Origin of the sequence: Loktanella sp. SALINAS62, assembly GCF_018263905.1 — a bacterium.
In the GTDB taxonomy this organism is placed as follows: domain Bacteria; phylum Pseudomonadota; class Alphaproteobacteria; order Rhodobacterales; family Rhodobacteraceae; genus Loktanella.
In genome coordinates, this window is record NZ_JAAFZU010000022.1 from 1 (window position 1) to 19,218 (window position 19,218).

16 protein-coding genes are annotated in these 19,218 nt (G+C 61.4%); 8 read left to right on the forward strand and 8 right to left on the reverse strand.

The features are described 5' to 3' along the window. A partial coding sequence (locus GZH79_RS07375; RefSeq protein ID WP_211643146.1) for a glycosyltransferase family 2 protein occupies nucleotides 1–442 on the reverse strand: 442 nt, incomplete at its 3' end. A 136-nt stretch (nucleotides 443–578) separates the two neighbouring features. On the opposite strand from GZH79_RS07375, the gene GZH79_RS07380 reads away from it, so the two are divergent. Together GZH79_RS07380 and GZH79_RS07385 are read left to right on the forward strand one after the other, a co-directional pair. Further along, nucleotides 579–1,379, forward strand: coding sequence for a family 16 glycosylhydrolase (locus GZH79_RS07380; RefSeq protein WP_211643147.1), 801 nt, complete (start codon nucleotides 579–581; stop codon nucleotides 1,377–1,379). Beyond that, nucleotides 1,376–2,596 (forward strand): O-antigen ligase family protein, encoded by a 1,221-nt coding sequence (locus GZH79_RS07385; protein ID WP_211643148.1) that lies wholly within the window; start codon nucleotides 1,376–1,378, stop codon nucleotides 2,594–2,596. The genes GZH79_RS07380 and GZH79_RS07385 overlap by 4 nt, the downstream gene beginning before the upstream one ends. Nucleotides 2,597–2,606: 10 nt before the next feature. Here GZH79_RS07385 and GZH79_RS07390 read toward each other — a convergent pair whose 3' ends face one another. Together GZH79_RS07390 and GZH79_RS07395 are read right to left on the reverse strand one after the other, a co-directional pair. Next, complete coding sequence (locus tag GZH79_RS07390; RefSeq protein WP_211643149.1) at nucleotides 2,607–3,860, reverse strand: polysaccharide biosynthesis/export family protein; 1,254 nt, start codon at nucleotides 3,858–3,860, stop codon at nucleotides 2,607–2,609. A gap of 13 nt (nucleotides 3,861–3,873) precedes the next feature. Then, nucleotides 3,874–4,569, reverse strand: a complete 696-nt coding sequence (locus GZH79_RS07395) for a sugar transferase (RefSeq protein WP_249219033.1) — start codon at nucleotides 4,567–4,569, stop codon at nucleotides 3,874–3,876. Between the two features lie 539 nt (nucleotides 4,570–5,108). Here GZH79_RS07395 and GZH79_RS07400 point away from each other — a divergent pair. From GZH79_RS07400 to GZH79_RS07420, 5 genes are all read left to right on the forward strand, one after another. Continuing rightward, on the forward strand, nucleotides 5,109–6,266 hold the full coding sequence (locus tag GZH79_RS07400; protein WP_211643150.1) for a glycosyltransferase: 1,158 nt from the start codon (nucleotides 5,109–5,111) through the stop codon (nucleotides 6,264–6,266). 86 nt (nucleotides 6,267–6,352) lie between these two features. Continuing rightward, nucleotides 6,353–7,582, forward strand: a complete 1,230-nt coding sequence (locus GZH79_RS07405) for a glycosyltransferase family 61 protein (protein ID WP_211643151.1) — start codon at nucleotides 6,353–6,355, stop codon at nucleotides 7,580–7,582. Between the two features lie 3 nt (nucleotides 7,583–7,585). Then, on the forward strand, nucleotides 7,586–9,532 hold the full coding sequence (locus tag GZH79_RS07410; protein WP_211643152.1) for a glycosyltransferase: 1,947 nt from the start codon (nucleotides 7,586–7,588) through the stop codon (nucleotides 9,530–9,532). 27 nt (nucleotides 9,533–9,559) lie between these two features. Beyond that, nucleotides 9,560–10,744 (forward strand): glycosyltransferase, encoded by a 1,185-nt coding sequence (locus tag GZH79_RS07415; protein ID WP_211643153.1) that lies wholly within the window; start codon nucleotides 9,560–9,562, stop codon nucleotides 10,742–10,744. 129 nt (nucleotides 10,745–10,873) lie between these two features. Beyond that, the gene (locus GZH79_RS07420) at nucleotides 10,874–11,917 is read left to right on the forward strand and encodes a sulfotransferase (protein ID WP_211643154.1); all 1,044 of its coding nucleotides are present in this window, start codon (nucleotides 10,874–10,876) and stop codon (nucleotides 11,915–11,917) included. Here GZH79_RS07420 and GZH79_RS07425 read toward each other — a convergent pair. Beyond that, a complete protein-coding gene (locus GZH79_RS07425) occupies nucleotides 11,892–12,764 on the reverse strand; it encodes a sulfotransferase (RefSeq protein WP_211643155.1) in 873 nt (290 codons plus the stop codon). The two genes, GZH79_RS07420 and GZH79_RS07425, sit on opposite strands and share 26 nt — an antisense overlap. A 245-nt stretch (nucleotides 12,765–13,009) precedes the next feature. On the opposite strand from GZH79_RS07425, the gene GZH79_RS07430 reads away from it, so the two are divergent. Continuing rightward, nucleotides 13,010–14,809 carry an ABC transporter ATP-binding protein gene (locus tag GZH79_RS07430; protein WP_211643156.1) on the forward strand — a complete coding sequence of 600 codons (1,800 nt, stop codon included), beginning with the start codon at nucleotides 13,010–13,012 and terminating at the stop codon, nucleotides 14,807–14,809. 310 nt (nucleotides 14,810–15,119) lie between these two features. Here GZH79_RS07430 and GZH79_RS07435 read toward each other — a convergent pair whose 3' ends face one another. The 4 genes from GZH79_RS07435 to GZH79_RS07450 form a co-directional block, all read right to left on the reverse strand. Beyond that, nucleotides 15,120–16,286: a nucleotide sugar dehydrogenase gene (locus tag GZH79_RS07435; protein WP_211643157.1), complete on the reverse strand. Its 1,167-nt coding sequence runs from the start codon at nucleotides 16,284–16,286 to the stop codon at nucleotides 15,120–15,122. 151 nt (nucleotides 16,287–16,437) lie between these two features. Then, on the reverse strand, nucleotides 16,438–17,292 hold the full coding sequence (locus GZH79_RS07440) for a sulfotransferase (RefSeq protein ID WP_211643158.1): 855 nt from the start codon (nucleotides 17,290–17,292) through the stop codon (nucleotides 16,438–16,440). A gap of 30 nt (nucleotides 17,293–17,322) precedes the next feature. Further along, a complete protein-coding gene (locus GZH79_RS07445) occupies nucleotides 17,323–17,661 on the reverse strand; it encodes a hypothetical protein (protein WP_211643159.1) in 339 nt (112 codons plus the stop codon). Between the two features lie 467 nt (nucleotides 17,662–18,128). Beyond that, complete coding sequence (locus GZH79_RS07450; protein WP_211643160.1) at nucleotides 18,129–19,004, reverse strand: sugar phosphate nucleotidyltransferase; 876 nt, start codon at nucleotides 19,002–19,004, stop codon at nucleotides 18,129–18,131. Between the last annotated feature and the right edge of the window lie 214 nt (nucleotides 19,005–19,218).

Genomic DNA, 19,218 nt, shown 5'->3' on the forward strand with positions numbered 1-19,218 from the left:
GCGTCCCACCGCCGATCCCCTGTGTCGCACCAAAGGGCACCATGTCGTCAGCGACGATGTCGACCCCGTGTGCTTTTGCTGCGGCAAGCATCCGGGCGATGCGCCGGGGGTGGATCAGGTCGTCACTGTCGACGACAGCGACCCAGTCGCCGCGCGCCACGTCGAGCGCACGGTTGCGCGCGGCGGCAGCACCCAGATTGTCCGTCGACGTCAAGAGCCGCAGGCGCGGATCGTTCCGGGCGATGGCGCGCACGATCTCGCAGCTGTCGTCATCCGACGCGTCGTCGGACACAATCAGTTCGATGTTGCCACAGCTTTGCCGCAGCACCGAGGCGATGGCGGCGGCAAGGGTTGCAGCACCCCGCCAGTTGCACATCACGACCGACACCTCCGGGCGGTCGAGGTTTGCACCATTTTCCGCACATTCAGATGGCTGGTCCATCATGGCCTCCGGTTCGGAAGATTGATATACAGGCCCCACTTAACGCCAAGGGGCCGGGCGGCCGATCGTCTGGCAAAACCCTGCCGATGCCAAGCAGCCCCCTATACGCAAGGGCCAGCCAATGCGAAGATTTCCTATGACTTGCACAACCCTTCATGCCGGGGCGTTGCGCCCTGCCCGCCTTGCTGGCCTTTGCGTTCTTGTCACTATGGGCGTGGCTGCCCCGTTCATGGCGTCGGCACAGGACAGCTTTTTCGACGATTTCGACCGGCTCGACCGCAAACGATGGTATGTTTCCGACGGTTGGACCAACGGTGCGCACCAAGCCTGCTGGTGGTCGTCCCGCGCCATAGACATACGCGATAGTCACCTCGTCTTGTCGCTCCAATCCTCTGATGATCCTGACCAGCCCTATATCTGCGGAGAGGTTCAGACCCAGAAACGGTTCCGGCATGGCACGTTCGAGGCGCGGTTCCGGACCGACAATGCGTCTGGCGTGAACGCCGCCTTTTTCACCTATATCGGCGAGGTCCACAAAAAGCCCCATGACGAAATCGACGTCGAGGTCCTGACCCGTGATCCCGGTCGCGTCGAGTTCAACACCTTTATCGACGGCAAAATGCGCAACGGCGGCGCAGCCGAACTGCCGCAACCAGCTGACGCGGTTTTTCACCACTACGCCTTTATCTGGGACGAGACCCGTGTCCGCTGGTATGTCGACGGCGAACTGGTGCACGAGGCTTCTGCGGAAGGTATGACTGACGCCCAAAAGATCTATTTCAGCCATTGGAACACCAATACGCTGACCGAATGGATGGGCAACTTCAACGATCCCAGACGACCGCTCGAGATGCATGTGGACTGGGTCGCCTGGACCGCGCCGGGTGAAGATTGCCAATTCGAGCAGTCGATCCTGTGTGACAAGGACGCCGAATGACCCATTCCGTTGGCGCTGTCGGCCATGACCGCGCGCCGCGCGTCCTGACGCTTTGCCCGAACGCGATCCTGACCTGGGCGGCATTGGTCGGCCTTTTCTTTGTCTCATGGCTCGGACCACTCGGGGTTCTTCTGTTTCTGGGGGCGGGCCTGTCGCTGTATCTGTTGGCCCCACGCGAGACGGTGGGGGGACTTGCAGACAACGGGTGGATACTTCTGCTGCCACTTTGGTGCATCCTGTCGTTCGGGTGGTCGAGCGATCCCGCCCTGTCGATGCGCCACGGCATTCAGCTGGCCCTGACTGTGGTCATCGCCATTGCCATGGCCACAAGGCTGTCGCCAAAGGTATTTCTGAGGGCGCTGTTCTGCGCCGGCATGCTGGCGGCACTGGCCAGCATCGTCTTGGGGCGGGCACGGATCGACGGTGGCGGCTACTTGGGGATTTACGCCAGCAAGAACGACTTTGCCTTCGCGATGGTGATCACCTTTTGCAGCGCCACGGCACTTGCGTTGGGGGGTGACACGGGACGCGCCATGCGCGCGCTGGCCGCTGCCGCCATGGTCCCTGTCTTTGGCCTGATCGTGATGGCGCAATCGACGGGTTGGCTGGCTGCGGCGCTTGGGCTTGTGGCCGTAGGGACCGGCATTCTGCTGTTGCGGATCGTCAGTATTCCCCTGCGCCTTCTTGCGGTCGTGCTGATATTGCTGTCGATGGCGGCTCTGGCCCAATATGCGGTGATCAGATCCGACGCATTCATCGCACTCTTCGTGGAAACGACGGGCAAGGACCTGACGCTGACAGGCCGGACCTACCTGTGGGAAATCGCGCGCGCGGAAATAGGGACAGCAGTCATGCTGGGCCAAGGCTTTCAGGCCTATTGGGTGCAAGGCAACCCTGTGGTCGAAGCGATCTGGCAAGAGTTCGGGATCGCCAGTCGCAGTGGATTCCACTTCCACAATACATGGCTCTCCAACTGGGTCGAGATCGGCGCAATCGGCTTGGCGATACAGGCTGCCGTGTTCGTTTGGGCGCTTGTCGGATCGGTGCGGCGCGCGCTGCTGAGGCCGCAGGCGGAATCGCTGTTCTTTGCGATGCTGATGACGGTTCTCACGGTGATGAGCATCGGCGAGGTCGTGGCATTCATGCAGTTTCATACCGCTTCCGTTCTTGTCGTGACCGCGGCCGTGTTTGCAAGTCGGGCACGGCGCGAAAACTGACAGTGAGGCATCACTCCAGATCGATGGGGCGTTGGCTTGGGCCGGGATCGGGCAGGATCATCTCGACCAGATCACCGGGTTGCAGGACCGAGTCCAGTTGCGCATCCACCCCGGCACCGTCAGCCCGGTAGATGCGATAATGTGCATCTGCCGCGTCGGTCGATGCGTCGGAATCCTCAAGCATTTCGGTGACACGCACGCCGTCAATGTCGATAAGCTGCCCTGTCGTTTCAAGGCGCTGCTCGACCTCGTTCAAACGGGCCTCCGCGTCGATCATCTCCTGAACCACGTCGGTTCCCTGCATCGCCTCAAGCTCGTCGGCTTCCCGCTGGGCCGCCGCGACGTTCAGGCGGGCGCGCAAAATTGCGGCCGACGTATCAAGTAACTGGTTCTCGATCAGGACAAGCGTGCGCTCGCTGTCGAAAAGGCGATTGTTCACGACCAGCCCCTGATCTGCGAGCGAGGCCACGCTATCGCGTCCCTCTTGCGCCAGCTCGCGCTGCCGTTCCAAGGATTCCAGCTTTTGTTCGAGCGTCTCGATCTCGTTTTCAAGAAGGGTGATCTGGTCACCCAAGGCGGCCCGTTCCGATGCCAGCCGCGCGCGCCGGCGATCCATAACCTCGGCCTGCTCACGGATCAGGCGTTCGGCCATCGGTCCCGACAGGCCGTCCGGGACCGGGATCTCGTCCAACCCCTCGCGTTCGGCGCGCAAACGGCCAAGCCTTGCCAGCAAACGCATTCTGTCCTGGGTCAACAACCAGAAGGTGCCGCGTGTCCCGACGAGTTCGCGATAGGCTTCTGTCCCGCGCCGCAGCGTCTGCTCGGGTCCACCGGCAAGTGCGATGGCGTGGCGGACGGTCATGCCGGGCGTGAATTCGATCTGGCCGGGGTTTTCCACAAGGCCACCGACCAGCACAGGACGGTAACTATCAAGCATGACAGTGGCGTCCGGCGGCTCGGACAGGGCCAGTTGCTCGGACAGCGCGGACGCGACATCCGATCCGATTTCGACGGTGGTGCGGCCCGCCGCCGCCACCGGCGCGATGAGGGGCAGATCAAGCATACCGTCGGGGCCCACGCGAAATTCGCCCGAAACCGCCGGCCAGTCACGCACGGCGCCTTCGACATGATCCCAGCTCATGACCCGCAGGGTGACGGTATCGTTTGCAGATACCGTTGCGTCCTGCGCAGTGGCGGGCAAGGACACGCCCGCGGCAAGGACTGCAAGGGCCGTGGCAATGAGAGCATTAAATCGGAAACGCAACCGCTGCATCTGCTCAGTAGGCGCCGCGTGATGCGACGACCGCGGGAACGGTTTTCACAAGGATCACGATGTCGAGGCCGATGTTGCGCCGAGCTGTATAGTATCGATCAAAGGCGATGCGGCGCGAATAAGACGTCTCTGTCCGTCCACTGATCTGCCACAGCCCCGTCACGCCCGGACGCGCCATCAGGTAGTAACGACGCGACGATCCATAGCGATCCAGCTCTTCACTCACAACGGGACGGGGGCCGACAAGGCTCATGTCACCGGCGATGACATTGAAAAATTGCGGCAGTTCATCCAAGCTGTACGCCCTGAGAACCTGACCCAAAGGGGTCACGCGTGGATCGTCGCGCAATTTCCGGGTCGCGAGCCATTCCGCGCGGGCGGAGCTGTCGTTGGCAATGTGCTTGCGCAGGATCTCGTCGCCGTCCACGTGCATGGTACGCAGTTTCCAGCAGCGAAACCGGCGACCGCTATGTCCGATCCGTTCGTGCCCGTACAGAAACGGCCCGGGCATCTGAAGCTTTATCAAAAGGTACAGACCGATAAGCAGCGGGAGAAGTGCCAGAAGCGCAATCGCTGCCAGCGATACGTCGATCGTGCGTTTGGCGACCCCCCCAACAGCAGGGTCGTTACGCATCACTTGGGTGTCTTGGTCCCGGACGTCCGGGGTCCGAGAGCTCAGACGGCTGATCAATATTTTCATCTTTAGTGCCCATCTCCTTGCAAGAGCAGACTGATGTCGAAAAACAAAAAGCTAAGAGCCTTGTCTGTCTCTTGCATCAAACGTCCAAATACACTCAGGGAGTCCCAAATACACTCAGGGAGTCATAGTGAGTTGGTTTCAAACCGCCCTCACGCCAATAGGTTCCATGCTGTGGGGGTTTTCGCCGTCGACTTCCTGAAACGGGGGAGTGGTATGGAAAATTATCGAAGTTTTCCCAAAAAATCGGTCGCTGCAGCGACACGTGGCGCCCGCGCGCGTTACACGTCTGCTGATCACATAGGCATCTGTGCCGCACCTCAGGGCAGACGCCACTGAACCCTCGGTTCCGCACAGATTGCGGGACAGGGCCGGGAACGATTTTGGGCTTGGGCCGTTTTCACATCAATCATCGACGGGACGCGCCAGTCAATCTGGCGGCCTGAACTGAGCGTGGAGCCGAGAGTCATGGTCGTCACATTTAAGCCGCTTTGGATCGTGGTGGGCAGGTTCAGCGGCGCACCGGCAGGGCCGCGCGTCGCATGACCATCCTTCAGGATATCCCGCTCCACCATGATACCGCCGGTCGGCCACTGCGCATCCTGATCGGCAGTGCGCATCCCTATTTTCCGCAGATCTACGGCGGCGCACAGTCCAGCACGTACGAAATGGTCACGGCGCTGCGGGCAAAGGGTCACGAGGTGGCGGTGCTTGCAGGGCTCACCGGGCGGGGCATGACCGGCGCATCCGCACGCGTCCGGCTAAAGTTGGGCAGGCGTGGCTATGTCAGTGACCAAAAGCTGGGCTACCCGGTCTACCGCGCTTGGTTTGCAGATGAGGCTGTCGCCGACGTCGTGCGCGCATATCGCCCGGATGTCGTGTTGTTCCAGTCTGGTCTGCCGGTCAGACTGGCGCAGGCGGTGCAGCCAACCGGCGTGCCGACTGTCATCTATTTCCGAAATGCAGAGGTCGACGATCTTGGTGGCCCGCTCAATGGCCTCGACCATGTCCGGTTTATCGCCAACTCGCACTTTACGGCAGATTTTTTCGCACGGACTGCCGGGGTCGATTGCGACGTGATCTATCCGCTGGTGCAGGCTGACAAATACCGGACAGAGACACACCGCCGGAACGTCACATTCATCAACCCCCATGCGAGCAAGGGGTTGGACATCGCGCTGGCGGTCGCGCGCGCCTGCACGGAAATTCCGTTCGTCTTTCTGCGCGCCTGGACCCTGTCAGAGGAAGAGGAACGCAGCCTCAAGGCCGCCGTGGGCGCGTTGCCCAACGTGACGCTCCGGCAATCCACCAAAGACATGCGGTCGGTCTATCGTGACGCACGGATCGTGCTGGCGCCAAGCCGCTGGTACGAGGCCTTTGGCCGGATCGCCGCAGAAGCGCATATCAATGGCATCCCCGTCGTCGCCAGCGACCGGGGTGGACTGCCAGAGGCGGTGGGGCCCGGCGGTATCGTCCTCGACCCGGACGGCCCGATCGGGCCTTGGATCGCCGCTGTCCGTTCGCTCTGGCATGACGATGACGCATATGCGCGCCATTCCGAGGCGGGCCGCATCTATGCCCGCCGCAAGGACATGGATGTTGACGCACAGATCGACACGCTGGTCGGCATACTTTCCGCAACGATACGAAAAAATGCGCCCGTGGACAGGGCGTCAGACCGGGTGTCGCACGAGACCTGATCGGGGACCAATTGAAACCAACCCGAGGGTTTTGCGTTCCCCCCCCAACAAAAGACAGGTTCCGGAATTACGAAGCGAGGAACATTATGACATCTATGACGAATGAGGGACGGACCCGACCCGGATGGATCGGCGCCGCTGGCTGGCTCGACAAAAAAGCGCGCGGCGTCGCACGTGATGTCATCCGCCGCAGCGTCAGGCGGGGTGCCCCCCCGCGCTGGTTCGGCTGGCGCCACGTAGAACCTGTGCCGCTTGAAGAGATCGCTGTCCAATACGACATCGTCGATGCCCCGGAGCGCGCGCACAATCCCTTGCCCGCAAACATTTCCGCGCAAAGCGACTTGCCCGACACCCGTCATTGGTGGGGATATTCCTTTCGCGATGTTCCTGAAAGACACAGCGGCGAGACCTCTGTCCTTGAGGTCGCGGACGCCACAATCGTTTCCTGGCGCCGCGAAGACGGCAATTTCTATCCTGCCATCGTGTCGGACGATGGCCGTGCCATCGACCTGCGCGAAATCAAGTTCCGCAATGGCCATGCCGAAGCGCTGCGTGCAGCCAAGGCGTCCGGGCGGGAGCCGGTGCACATGGACAGGGCGGTCTGGGTGCTGGAGCGCGTCCACGACAACCATTCCCATTGGCTGACGGCGCATCTGCCAAAGCTCATCTTGCTCAAACGCATGGGCCTGCTGGACGACGCGCTGCTGCCAGAACAATTGACGGCCACGCAAGAGGCATCGTTGCGCATGCTGGGCGTCGCACCCGAAAGATTTGCGCGATACGACGAAAGCCGCCCTTTACGCGTCAAAAAGCTGACAATTGCCCAGACAGACCGGTTTCGGCCGGAATTGCTGCGCACGGTGCGCGCGGAAATGGCGCCGCCTTTGCCAAAGTCAGACCGCACCCGCCGGGTCTATGTCAGTCGCGCCCGCGCGCGGTTCCGCAACCTGCTGAACGAAGAAGAGCTTATGCCGATGCTGACGGCGCGCGGCTTTGAACGGGTCTTTCTCGAAGATCTCGATTTTGCCGCACAGGTCGACCTGATGCGTCACGCCGAAGCTGTCGTTGCACCACATGGGGCTGGGCTGACCAATGTGATGTTCTGCGCTGAAGGCACCCATGTGGTCGAAATCGCGTCACCCAATTTCCCAAATCCGAATTTCTACGCCGTGGCGTCTGCGATGGGTCACCCCTATTACCTGATCGGAGCAAAGGAGCATGGCGACGTCGAGCCGCTCAAGCGCGATCTCACCCTTGACCCCGCAAGGCTGGAAAAGGTGCTCGACATGATCGATGCCGACTGCGGGACGGACTGAGGGATGCGCATTTCGGTCGTGATCCCAGTCCTTGACGGTGAAGCCTTTCTTGCGCAAGCGATCCGGTCAGCACGGGACCAGAGCCTGCCACCGGTGGAAATCATCGTCGCAGACAACGGCAGTCAGGATCGCAGCGTCGAGATTGCCCGCAGCTTTGGCGCCCCCGTGCGCGTGATCCATGTGCCACGACGCGGTGCGGCTGCCGCGCGCGCGACCGCTGCCGCAGAAGCGACGGGCGAGGCGCTGATGTTCCTTGATGCCGACGACCTGATGGGTCCCGATACGCTCGCCCATCTGGCTGCGGCGTTAAAGGGACAAGAGGTGGCCGTGGCCTGCTGCCCTTGGCGGCGCTACGAACTGGTGGATAATTGCTGGCGCGCGCGCCCGGCATCCTGCGCGCCACGGCGGCCGGGGCAGGACGATCTCGCCGCGTGGTTGACGGGCTGGTATCATCCCCCCTGCACGTTGCTGTGGACGCGCGCCGCCTATGACACGTCCGGCGGCTGGGATCCGGCCGTCACGATAAACCAGGACGGCGATCTGATGATGCGCGCCCTCATTGCCGGCGTGCCGCTTGTCCGCGCAGATGGCGGGCTTGGCTACTACCGCAGGCTCCCCGATGGACAGGTTTCGCTCAGCGGGAAAGGCCGGAGTGCCAAGGGACTCGCGGGGCGGCTGGATGTGCTCGACAAGATCGAGGCGCGCCTCGACGCGGCTGACCGCCTGCCGCAATACGCCAAACCACTGGCCGAAGCCTTTGACGAGATTGCCATGGCCTGCACCGACGCAATGGCACCCGATCTGGGTCATCGCGCCCGTCGCGGGGTGCAACGTCATGGCGGTGTCGGTGGAGGTGGATTGCGTGCGATGCGACGCGCGATTGACAGCCGCGTCGATGCGCTGCGACGTGGCCCCCCTGCCCCTGCGTCTGCACCCCCTGCCCCGTTGCCGCCCACGCCGGCGCGGTCGTCCACAGAAACCGCCCCCCTCGTCTCTGTGATCTTGCCGACCTACAACCGAGCCGCCACGCTGGACCGCGCGATCACAAGCGTGCTTGCGCAGAGCTATACGTCTTTCGAGTTGCTGGTGATCGACGACGGATCAACTGACGCGACGCCGTCACTGGTCAGCGCGATCAAGGATGATCGCGTGCGTTACATCCGGCAGGATCGAAACCAAGGCGTCGCTGCCGCCCGCAACCGTGGATTGGCGGCCGCAAAAGGCAGGCTGATCGCCTTTCTCGACTCTGATGACGCATGGATGCCAGAGAAACTGGACCGGCAGGTTGCCCTGATGCAGGCGTCGCCGGGGCGCGTCGGACTGATCTACACCGGTCTTGCGATCCAACAGCCCGGCGGCCACATCGAGACCTGGCGGCCAGAAGTCCGCGGCAATGTCCTGGCCGACATCCTGCAACGCAATGTCGTTCATTTCGGGACCAGCAGCACGATGATCCGCGCAGAAGCAGCAAAGGCCGTGGGCGGTTTCGACAGTGCGATGCCCGCCAACGAAGACCACGACTACTGGGCCCGGATCGCGCGTTTGTTCGAATTCGACTACCTTCCCGAAGCGCTCACGATCTACGATCAGGTTGGATCCATGTCCGGGGTCGAAGCCAAGAGATCCGCGCAGTTCGACCGCAACATGCAGGCCCGCGATCTGTTCGTGGAACGGCACGGCTTCGAAGCGAACCGGCTGGGGACGACCTTTGCCTATCAGATGGACAGCGCCAGGCGGCATCTGGAATGGGACGAGGGAAACCTGCGCGCCGGTCGCAGGCTGTTACTGAAATCCGCACGCAGCGCGCCCGCGCAGCCGCTTCCTTATGTGTGGTTGGCGTTGTCACTCTTGCCGCGTCGCGCGCGGGCCGCATCGGTCGCGGGTTTGCGGCGGCTGCGGGAAAAAGCAGCGCGTGCACGTCCCCAGCGAGAGACGAAACATGAAGCGTGAACCTGACTCGCAAATCGCATTTTGCACATGAGGATCTGCATCGTCGCCGACAGATTTCCCCTGCTCTCCGAAACCTTTGTCATCGCACAGGTGAAGGGACTGTCGGCGCGTGGCCATGATGTCGAGGTGCTGTGCCGCGAAACTGACAGCGACTGGCCCGACGGCAATGCCACCGTCCGGCTGCATTGGGGAAAATTTGCGGCACTCAACGGTCCGGTTCAGAAACTTGATACCCAACGGCGCCACAAGGCGTGGCGCATCATGGACCGGCTGGATACGGCGTATCTTGCGACCTTTGACGTGATCATCGCACATTTCGGCTACGAAGGCGCGCGCACAGCCGCGGTGCTGCGGCGTCTGCAGCAGGCGCCACCGCTGGTGACGATCTACCACGGCCACGACGTGTCGACCGTCGCCCATAACGGCGACATGTGGATCTACAAAGAACTGTTCCGCACCGGTGCGCTGCACCTGACGGTGAATGCCCCATTTCGCGCGGCTTTGGTCGCTGCGGGTGCCCCGGCTGAACGGACGCAGGTCCACCACATGGGAATATCCCCCGAAGCCTTCGTATTTGAGCAAAGGGACTGGTCCGCGCGGCCTGTGCATATTCTGACAGTGGGTCGCCTTACCGAGAAAAAGGGGATCGGCGACGCAATCACCGCGCTTGAACGCTTTGCCGTGGACCATCCCGGCATCGATTGGCGCCATGACATCATCGGAACGGGCGAACTTGACGCTGAACTGCGGCAGCAGGCGGCGGCGTCACCAGTGGCCGACCGCATCACCTTTTTGGGCGCGCGCCCCCATGACGAGGTCAGGTCACGGCTACAGGCGGCACATATCTTTCTTTTGCCAAGCGTGACCGCCGCAAATGGGGATGCAGAAGGCGTGCCAGTATCCTTGATGGAGGCGATGTCCGCAGGCGCGCTTGTGGTCAGCACAGACCATTCCGGCATCCCTGAACTGATCACGGATGGCCACACCGGATTTTTGGCACCAGAGCGCGATACCGACGCCATTGCCGCCAAGATCGCGGCGGCAGCGCTCTGCGCTGATCCAGCACAGATCGCGCAGGCCGCCGCCGCACAGGTGCATCGCGCATTCAACACCAACCACCAGCTTGACGCATTGGAACAGCTTTTGACCGGCCTATGCGCCCGCCGCCCGGATCGCCCGAAACCGGGCATGGCCGAAAAGACCAAGGCGTGACGGACAAAAGCGCGGACGCACCCGCGCGACCACCGCAGTCGTAAAAACCGGGCCATATGGAACCGCCTCCGCGCCCGGAGGGTTCAGGTCCAACAACATTTGTAGCCCCATCTGTTCACGGAGAGGCATATGACACGGCAGACAGACACGCCGCCCTTTTTCATTGTCGGTGCGGGGCGGTCCGGAACAACGCTTGTGCGCACCTTGCTTGCGGCACATTCGCGTATCACCGTCCCGCCCGAGACGCATTTCCTGAAATGGATAGATGAATACGGGGCAAAACAGTTGGAAGCCCCAAAGGATTTCGATGATTTCTGGGCGAAACTTATCCAGCGCATTCATTTCCGCGACCTTGGCATCGACCCTGACCGGGTCATGGCCCTGACCGAGGAGACCGGGGGACGGACCTTCAAGGGTGTGTTCGGTGCAATGCTGGCCGCCTATGCCGAAGACGAAGGAAAGCCGCGCCGGGGCGAAAAGACCCCCGGTCACTATTTCTACCAGGACCGCATCTTTCGCTGGTGGCCGGACGCGCGGATCATCGTCGTGCGCCGCGACCCGCGCTCAACCATCTCATCGCACCTCGAAGCGCCTTGGGTCTCGCAGCAGCTTGGCAAGCCCAATCCGGGAACGCCCCTCGTGCAGCGGTATCGTCTTTATCACGTCGCCCATCACGCAAAGCTTTGGCGGGACGCCTATGGAAAACACCTGGCGCAAACGGACGATCCACGGTTCCACACGCTGTCCTACGAGGATCTGGTCGCTGATCCCGCAGCCCGCATCGCAGAGGTGGCCACGTTTCTGGGGGAACGCTTCGAACCCGAGATGATCGACAGGCGCGACACGCTGCGCGGTGCCGCAGCCGACAGTCGAAAGCCGGAATGGCAAAGCTGGGTGCGCGAGCACAACGAAAAATCGAAGTCCAAGATATCGACCGACGGGCTGACCAAATGGCGCAGCAAGCTGAGCCCGCGTGAGGTTGCCGTGATAGAGGCCATCTGCGGGCGCACCATGGAACGTTTCGATTATACGCCAGACCGATCTGCCGCGCGGCGGATCTATCCCGCGCTTCTGGGGTTCGCCACGCTGCGTGCTTCGGGGGTGGAACGTCGGGCGCGCGGCGGCGTCAACCGGCTGCGTCGCAGTTTCACCCCGGATCGGAGCCGTGCATGACGACTCCCTGCGACCACGGCACCGAAACACCCAGAAGCTCCGCCAATCGCGCATCATGCGAACGGTAATGGGACCGCAGGCTGTCCACCACGGCGGGGCTGGCCGCAACCTTGCTTGTGGCCGCATTCTTGACCGCGAACTGCAAGTCTTTGCTGACGTCAGGCAGGTCAAGAAAGGCGAACACCCGCGCCATGGTCTCGACGGGGTCTTTGAAAAGGTCCGTACTCCACACCACCAGCACCTTGTCTCGCGGGAAAAGCTGGAAAAGCCTTTCCAGCTGTTCCGCATACTGTCCACGCCGCCTGTAGGACGCGTGCAGCACGGTTTCCAGACCAGCCTGCCCGGCAGCTTCGGCATGGGCGATACGCGCATCTTCCTGCATCATCGCATCTTCCAGGCTCATGGTTTCGCGCCCCATCCTCACCTCGTGCTGGAAATGCGAAACGGCGCGGGCAACCGGGTCGCGCAGCACCACGATCATCCGGGCGTCGGGCCGTATCTGATGCAGTCTGTGAAGCGCGGGGGCTTCGAACAGGTAGTCGGGCGTCGCCTCCCCCGTGCGTTTGCCCGCAAGCCGCGCACGGATCGGAAAGTGCGCCCGATACCAGCCAAGGCCAAGGCCTTGCCGCACCCCCAAAGACAAAAAATGGGTTTCCTTGCGAAAGGGCCGCGCGACGTCGGGGTTCTGGCAGATGTAGTGAAACAGGCTGGACGTGCCGGATTTCATGGCACCCAGAACGTAGAAATCCGGCAAGGCCCGGATGGGTGCAGTCAACAGGCGCAGCTGGAACCTGCGACCACGCACCAGGCGGCGGTCGTCGCGTCGCGGCTCCATCAGGTCAAACATCTTTCATTCCTCCGTGTTGGCCATGCCGTTTTCTGTCACGCCGATGCAATCCGACTGACAGTGCAATGTCGAAAAAGCAGGAAAGTTCCAGCAGCCATCGCGACCGATAAGAACAGCGAGGGACGCAAGTGAAAACAACGCACCGAACAATCGGGTGCTTCGCGCGTTGCATCGTGACGTTTCGGCAGGCGCGTGCGCAGGTTTGATGACGCAACCCCAGACAACCGGCAGGAAGAGGTATCACTATGATCGCCACATATCGAAAGCTGTTTTACCTTCTCAATCGGCGCGAGCGGCGGATCGCGGTCTGGATGGCCTTGCTTGCGATTGTGATGGGGCTGCTGGACGTCTTGGGCGTCGCCTCGGTGCTGCCGTTTCTTGCGGTGGTGTCGAACCCCGATCTGATCCAGGACAACAGATGGCTGCGCGGCGCATATGAATTGCTGGGGCAGCCGACGACCAACACCTTTCTGATCTTGCTTGGCTTCGCCGCTTTTCTGTTTGTGCTGTTCGCAGCACTGTTCCGTGCCGCGACCTTTTATGCGCTGACGTATTTCGTCAGGATGCGTGTCCCCAGCCTGTCGATGCGGCTGATGGAAACCTATCTCGCCCGGCCTTATATCTGGTTTCTGCGGCGTCACAGTTCCGACCTGGGAAAATCGATCCTGTCCGAAGTCGCGCAGGTTGTGAACGGGCCGCTGCAGGCTGCGGTGAACCTGGTGGCACATGCGCTGATGATCGTCTTTCTCATGGCGTTTCTGGTGATCCTCGAACCGATGGCAGCCATTGGTGCGATCGCGCTGTTCGGCGGGTCCTACGGGCTGATCTACCTGCTGGTCCGCGGCCCGCTTGCGCGCATGGGCGCAGAACGCGTGCAGACCAACAAGGACAAGTTCCAGATCATGCAAGAGGCGATGGGCGGCATCAAGAACGTCAAGCTCATGAACCTCGAACGCACTTATCTCGGGCGCTTTCGCGACCCCGCGCAACGCCAGGCCCGCAACCAGGCAGCGCAGTCGGTCATGAGCGAACTGCCACGTCATCTGCTCGAGGTTATTGCCTTCGGCGGCATGATCCTGTTCGTTTTGTGGCTGCTGATCACGCAACAGGGCACGGTTTCGGATATTGTCCCGATCCTGGGGGTTTACGCCTTTGCCGCCGCGCGCACATTCCCGACGCTGCAAAAGCTTTTTGCCGCCACATCGGTCATCCGGTTCGGACAGGCTGCACTTGATGCCCTGCACGACGACCTTGAAGGAGATGAGGCACGCGACCTGGATCGTGGCGCCAATCTCGCCCCGCTCAGACTGCGTCATGCGCTGGAACTGGACGATGTCCACTTCGCCTTTCCCGAAGCGGACAACCCGGCGCTGGCGGGCTTGTCCGCGTCCATCCCCGCCAACAGCTCTGTCGGGATCGTCGGATCGACCGGTGCCGGCAAGACCACCGCGGTGGATCTCATCCTCGGGCTTTTACCCGCGACATCGGGAGAGTTGCGCGTCGACGGGCAGGTCATAGACGACAACAATGTCCGCGCCTGGCAGAAATCGGTGGGATACGTCCCACAGGACATCTTTTTGACGGACGACACCGTGGCCGCGAATATCGCCTTTGGCATCGCCCCCGACCGCATCGACCGCGCCGCCGTGGAACGCGCGGCCCGTGCCGCCGCACTTCATGATTTCGTCATGACCGAACTGCCGCAGGGCTACGACACCGGTGTGGGCGAACGCGGGACGCGCCTTTCGGGGGGGCAGCGCCAACGGATCGGTATCGCACGTGCGCTCTACGCAGAGCCGGACCTGTTGGTCTTTGACGAAGCGACCAGTGCGCTTGACAACGTGACAGAGCGCGCCGTGATCGACGCCGTGCAGAAGCTTGATGGCACGAAGACAATCATCATGATTGCCCACCGCCTGAGCACTGTGCGCCATTGCGATCAGGTCCTCTTGCTGGAAAAGGGCCGCGTGATCGCATCGGGAACCTATGACGCACTGGTCGTGGAACACGCCGGGTTCCGTGCTCTCCATGAAGGCGCTGCCTGAGGCGGTTTTCCTCGGGATACGCCAGACAATGGCTCACCGTGCTGGTTCCAGCGACCAAGACTGCACCCGAGAGGACCAGCGACGGGTAAATCTGTGCGTCTGCCACACCAACTGCAGCCATTCGCGCCTCAGGGAGAGGGACTGCTCCAGGCCACAGCCCGCCTATGCGCGGTAGCAACAGCCTGTGCTATGCTGCGCCTAAAAGGCAATTGCCGATGGCTTATTATGGGCTGGACCCCGTTAAAGAACATGAGGGCAAAGTTCCCCTGTCGGACATCAGGGCATGAATGCCGGGCCGCAGGTTGCGCCGTTAGTCGGCCCCAAACAGGTCCCGTGTGAACACGCGGTCCGCCACATCCGCGATGTCGTCGGTCAGGCGATTGGCGACGATCAGGTCGCTGCGCGCCCTAAAGGTGTCCAGATCGCGGATCACCTCTGATCCAAAGAAGGTGTCGTCTTCCAGCACGGGTTCGTAAACCACGACAGTGATGCCCTTGGCCTTGATCCGCTTCATGATCCCCTGCACGGATGATTGCCGCCAGTTGTCGGAACCCGCCTTCATCACCAGCCGGTAGATGCCGACGCAGGCAGGTTTCATCGCGACGATCCGGTCGGACAGCACATCCTTGCGGGTGCGGTTGGCGTCCACAATCGCCTGCATCATGTTCTGCGGCACGTCGGCGTAATTGGCCAGCAACTGCTTGGTGTCCTTGGGCAGGCAGTAGCCGCCGTAGCCGAACGACGGGTTGTTGTAGTGCTCCCCGATCCGCGGGTCCAGGCTTACACCCTCGATGATCTGGCGGCTGTCCATGCTGCGCAGCAGCGCATAGCTATCCAGTTCGTTGAAATAGGCTACCCGCATCGCAAGATAGGTATTGGCAAACAGCTTGATCGCCTCCGCCTCGCCCGCATCGGTGAACAGGACCGGGATGTCTTTCTTGATCGCCCCCTGCACCAGCAGATCGGCAAAGCGGCGCGCGGCATCGCCCTGCCCGCCCACGATGATCCGGCTGGGGTGCAGGTTGTCGTGCAGCGCACGGCCTTCGCGCAGGAATTCGGGGGAAAACAGAATGTTGTCGGACCCCAGATCGGCCCGCAGCTCTGCTACGCAGCCCACGGGGATCGTCGATTTTATCACGACGGTCGTATCGGGGGATGCCGCCAGCACCGCCTGCGTTACCGCCCGGACAGAGCTGATATCGAAAAAGTTCTGCACCGGGTCATAGTTGGTGGGCGTCGCCACAATGGCATAATCCGCCCCCTGCACCGCCGCCGCCAGATCGGTGGTCGCGCTCAGATCCAGCGGGCGGTTGGCCAGATAATCCTCCAGCTCTGCATCCTCGATCGGACTGGTCCGCGCGTTCACCAGATCCACGCGCGCGCGGTCCAGATCGACAGCCACAACGGTGTTGTGCTGCGCCAGCAGCACCGCGTTCGACAGGCCTACATAACCCAGACCGATAACGGCGATTTTCATGGGGTGCTCCTTTGTCAGCAAGACTGTTTGGACCTGGCACGCGTTCGTGCCACTTCAACTGCTCGTTTAAGCCACTTTCCGTTCACGACATGAACCTGCCGCACCAACGCAACGCATCACCGCGAGGGGTGCTTTCCGATCCCGTCGCCGGTCAGTTTCGCCAACGCGACAGGTCGCGTCCTGACCATCTCTCGATCACCTCGATGTCGGATGCAAGCGCGCGTCGCAGCGCAGTCTCGGTCTCGGGCTGGAGCCGGTCGTCGATGTCGATCCGCTCTTTGGCGAAACGCTCGTAAAACCGCGGTGCCGTCCGTGCAAATGCCTCCATCCATCGGCGTCCGTCATGCCTGTGATGAAGCTTGGGCGTGCTGGATCGGTTGAGCGCGACCTCGTCAAGACGGATCGGCGGTAGGCCAAGAAAGGTCTGGACCTGCGCAAGGCAGTCGCTTTGCCGCGTCGTGACCTCCTCGAATGTCAGGATCAGCACGCGGTCGGCCCCGAAAAGATCCCGGAAAGGCTTCAGCCGCGCCGCATAGCGCGTGTTGTCCACCAGACGTGACGGCGTCGCCACTGCCTGCCCGATGGTCGGTGCGACCTTGTAGCGGCGACTGGCCGCGTGGCGATAGGCCGAAACGATGCGGGCGACCGGCTCCCGCACCACATAGATGATGCGCATATGGGGATTGTGGGCATGCAGCCGGCGGGCCACGACATCGCTGTGCTGCGCGAAACTGTAAGTTGTCGATGCTTCCAGCGTAAGCCGCCCCGCCGGTTCGGGAAACATCGACGCATATTCGTCAAGATGCGTCTCCCAATCATCGCGGATGAAAAAATGCGGCTCCTTGGGTTCGCAACCGCTGACGTCGGGATGCGCCGCGATGCGGTCGAACAGGGTCGTCGTGGCCGATTTCTGCGCACCGATGATGGCGGCATCGAGCCGAACAGGCGCAGAAGCACGGGACGCGCCCGCTGATTGGTGGTTTGTAAGCCTGTCGTCTTGTTGCACAGGTGTCTCCTGTCCGGGGTTGCACACCCCTTAAGAATGTTTGATTTGGCCCGCGTTCCGGGCAGCAGCGCGCGTTTCGAAACGAATTTTCTGAAGCCTGACATGCACATTGAGAAAAAGTGCGGCGCCAACGACCATGATACTGCCGCCCACCATCTCCAGCCCTTCTTCTACCATAAGTTGCACGATATCGGAGGCGAAGAGCGAAAGGTAACCCGCGATCTCTGCGCCGACCCCACCTGCAGCCAGCGTGACGAAACCCGCGCAGACGACCACCAGCGGGCGGCGGAAATCTGTCCACATCGCTATGATGTTGCGCAGGTTGAAGACCGTAAGCAAGAGCCCGATGACGGCATAAATGATATCCAAGCACCGTGTCCGCCGCTGAACAATGGAATGAAATCGGCGTGTCTGGCGGCAAGCGGTGTCAGCCTTTCATGAATAAGCGATGCTTCGTCCGCAGAAATGAAAACCAGACCAAAGCCCACCATCATGCAAAAGATGCGCGTCGGGTGGGCGGATGATCGATAACGCGATGTCACCAATATCAGCAAGCCGGCGACCAGCAGCTGGCTTGTCGAAAACCAAGTGGGAATGCTGACTTCGGCCTTGAGATTGAACCACTGGGCCAAGGTCCAGGATCCAGAAGAGATCGACAGCGGGAACATGATCACGAAGAACAGATCCAAAGCGATGAGGTGGAACAGCAATGATTGCGGCCGCTCCAACAGAGAACGCGTATCTGTGTTATCCAAGGGAAACCCCCACACTTTGCGAAAAATCTGTTACATTAAAATTGAACGGCGTGAGACTGCGATCCGGCGATGCCGACCGCATCACTCACCAGCCAGGCGCGCCTCCATAGGGGCCACTTTGCCTTGGCACTCGACCTCATGCTTGCGCCAGTTGCTGGCCTCAAGCAGACCGTCATGATGGCCACAGTCAAAGCGGCGACCGTCGAAAATGAACCCCTCGAGCCCCACATCGGGTGTCATCGCAGCGATGGCGTCGGTCAACTGGATCTCGCCCCCGGAGCCGGGTTTGGTGCGCGCGAGCTCGTCAAATATGTTATGTGGCAGAATATAGCGCCCGACAGCTCCGAAAAGAGACGGGGCATCATGGGGTGCCGGTTTCTCGACCAGGCCCGAAGACGGCAGGCGTTTGCCATCCCGTCCCGTCGAATTGAAAGCGCCGTATTTGTGGATGTCTTCTTTTGAAACTTCCATCGCGGCAACCATCAAACCTGCGCGGACCGGGTCATAAGCAGCGACCATTTCGGCAAGGCAACCGGTGCCGACGATCAGATCATCGGGCAAGATGACAGCAAAGGGTCTGTCAAGCGCCAACTCACGCGCGCACAAGACCGCATGGCCCAAACCAAGCTGACGCTCCTGATAGACAAAGTGTGCCTCGACGTCTGCATGAACTTCCGATTGCAGCACCACATCCGCCAGGTCGTCCTTGCCGCGGCGACGCAGCTTGGACATCAACACCCCATCCGGTTTGACTTGCCGTTCGATGATCTTTTTGGAGGGATGGCTGACGAAAATCAGTCGCTCGATACCAGCGTCTTGCGCCTCTTGAATCGCGAACTGTAGCAAGGGTGTGTCGTAAATAGGTAAGAGCTCTTTCGGCACGGCTTTCGTCAATGGCAATAGCCGCGTGCCTAGTCCCGCGACCGGAAGAATGGCTGTTTTGATCTTGCTGACCATGACGAACGCTTACCCTCTTGTTTTGTGTTTAAGATGACCCGTCAACGCCAGCAAAGGCGCGAGGTTCCCCATTTCCCAAGCGTCTTCTCCCAAGCGCATTCAAGGTGGGACCACCTGACGGCCTGACTGACGGGCTGGAAAAAACGACCCTCGCGAGGGAACCGAAATCGTCTGGCTTGGATTGTTCACATGAGAAGGCAGCATGCGGCTGTTT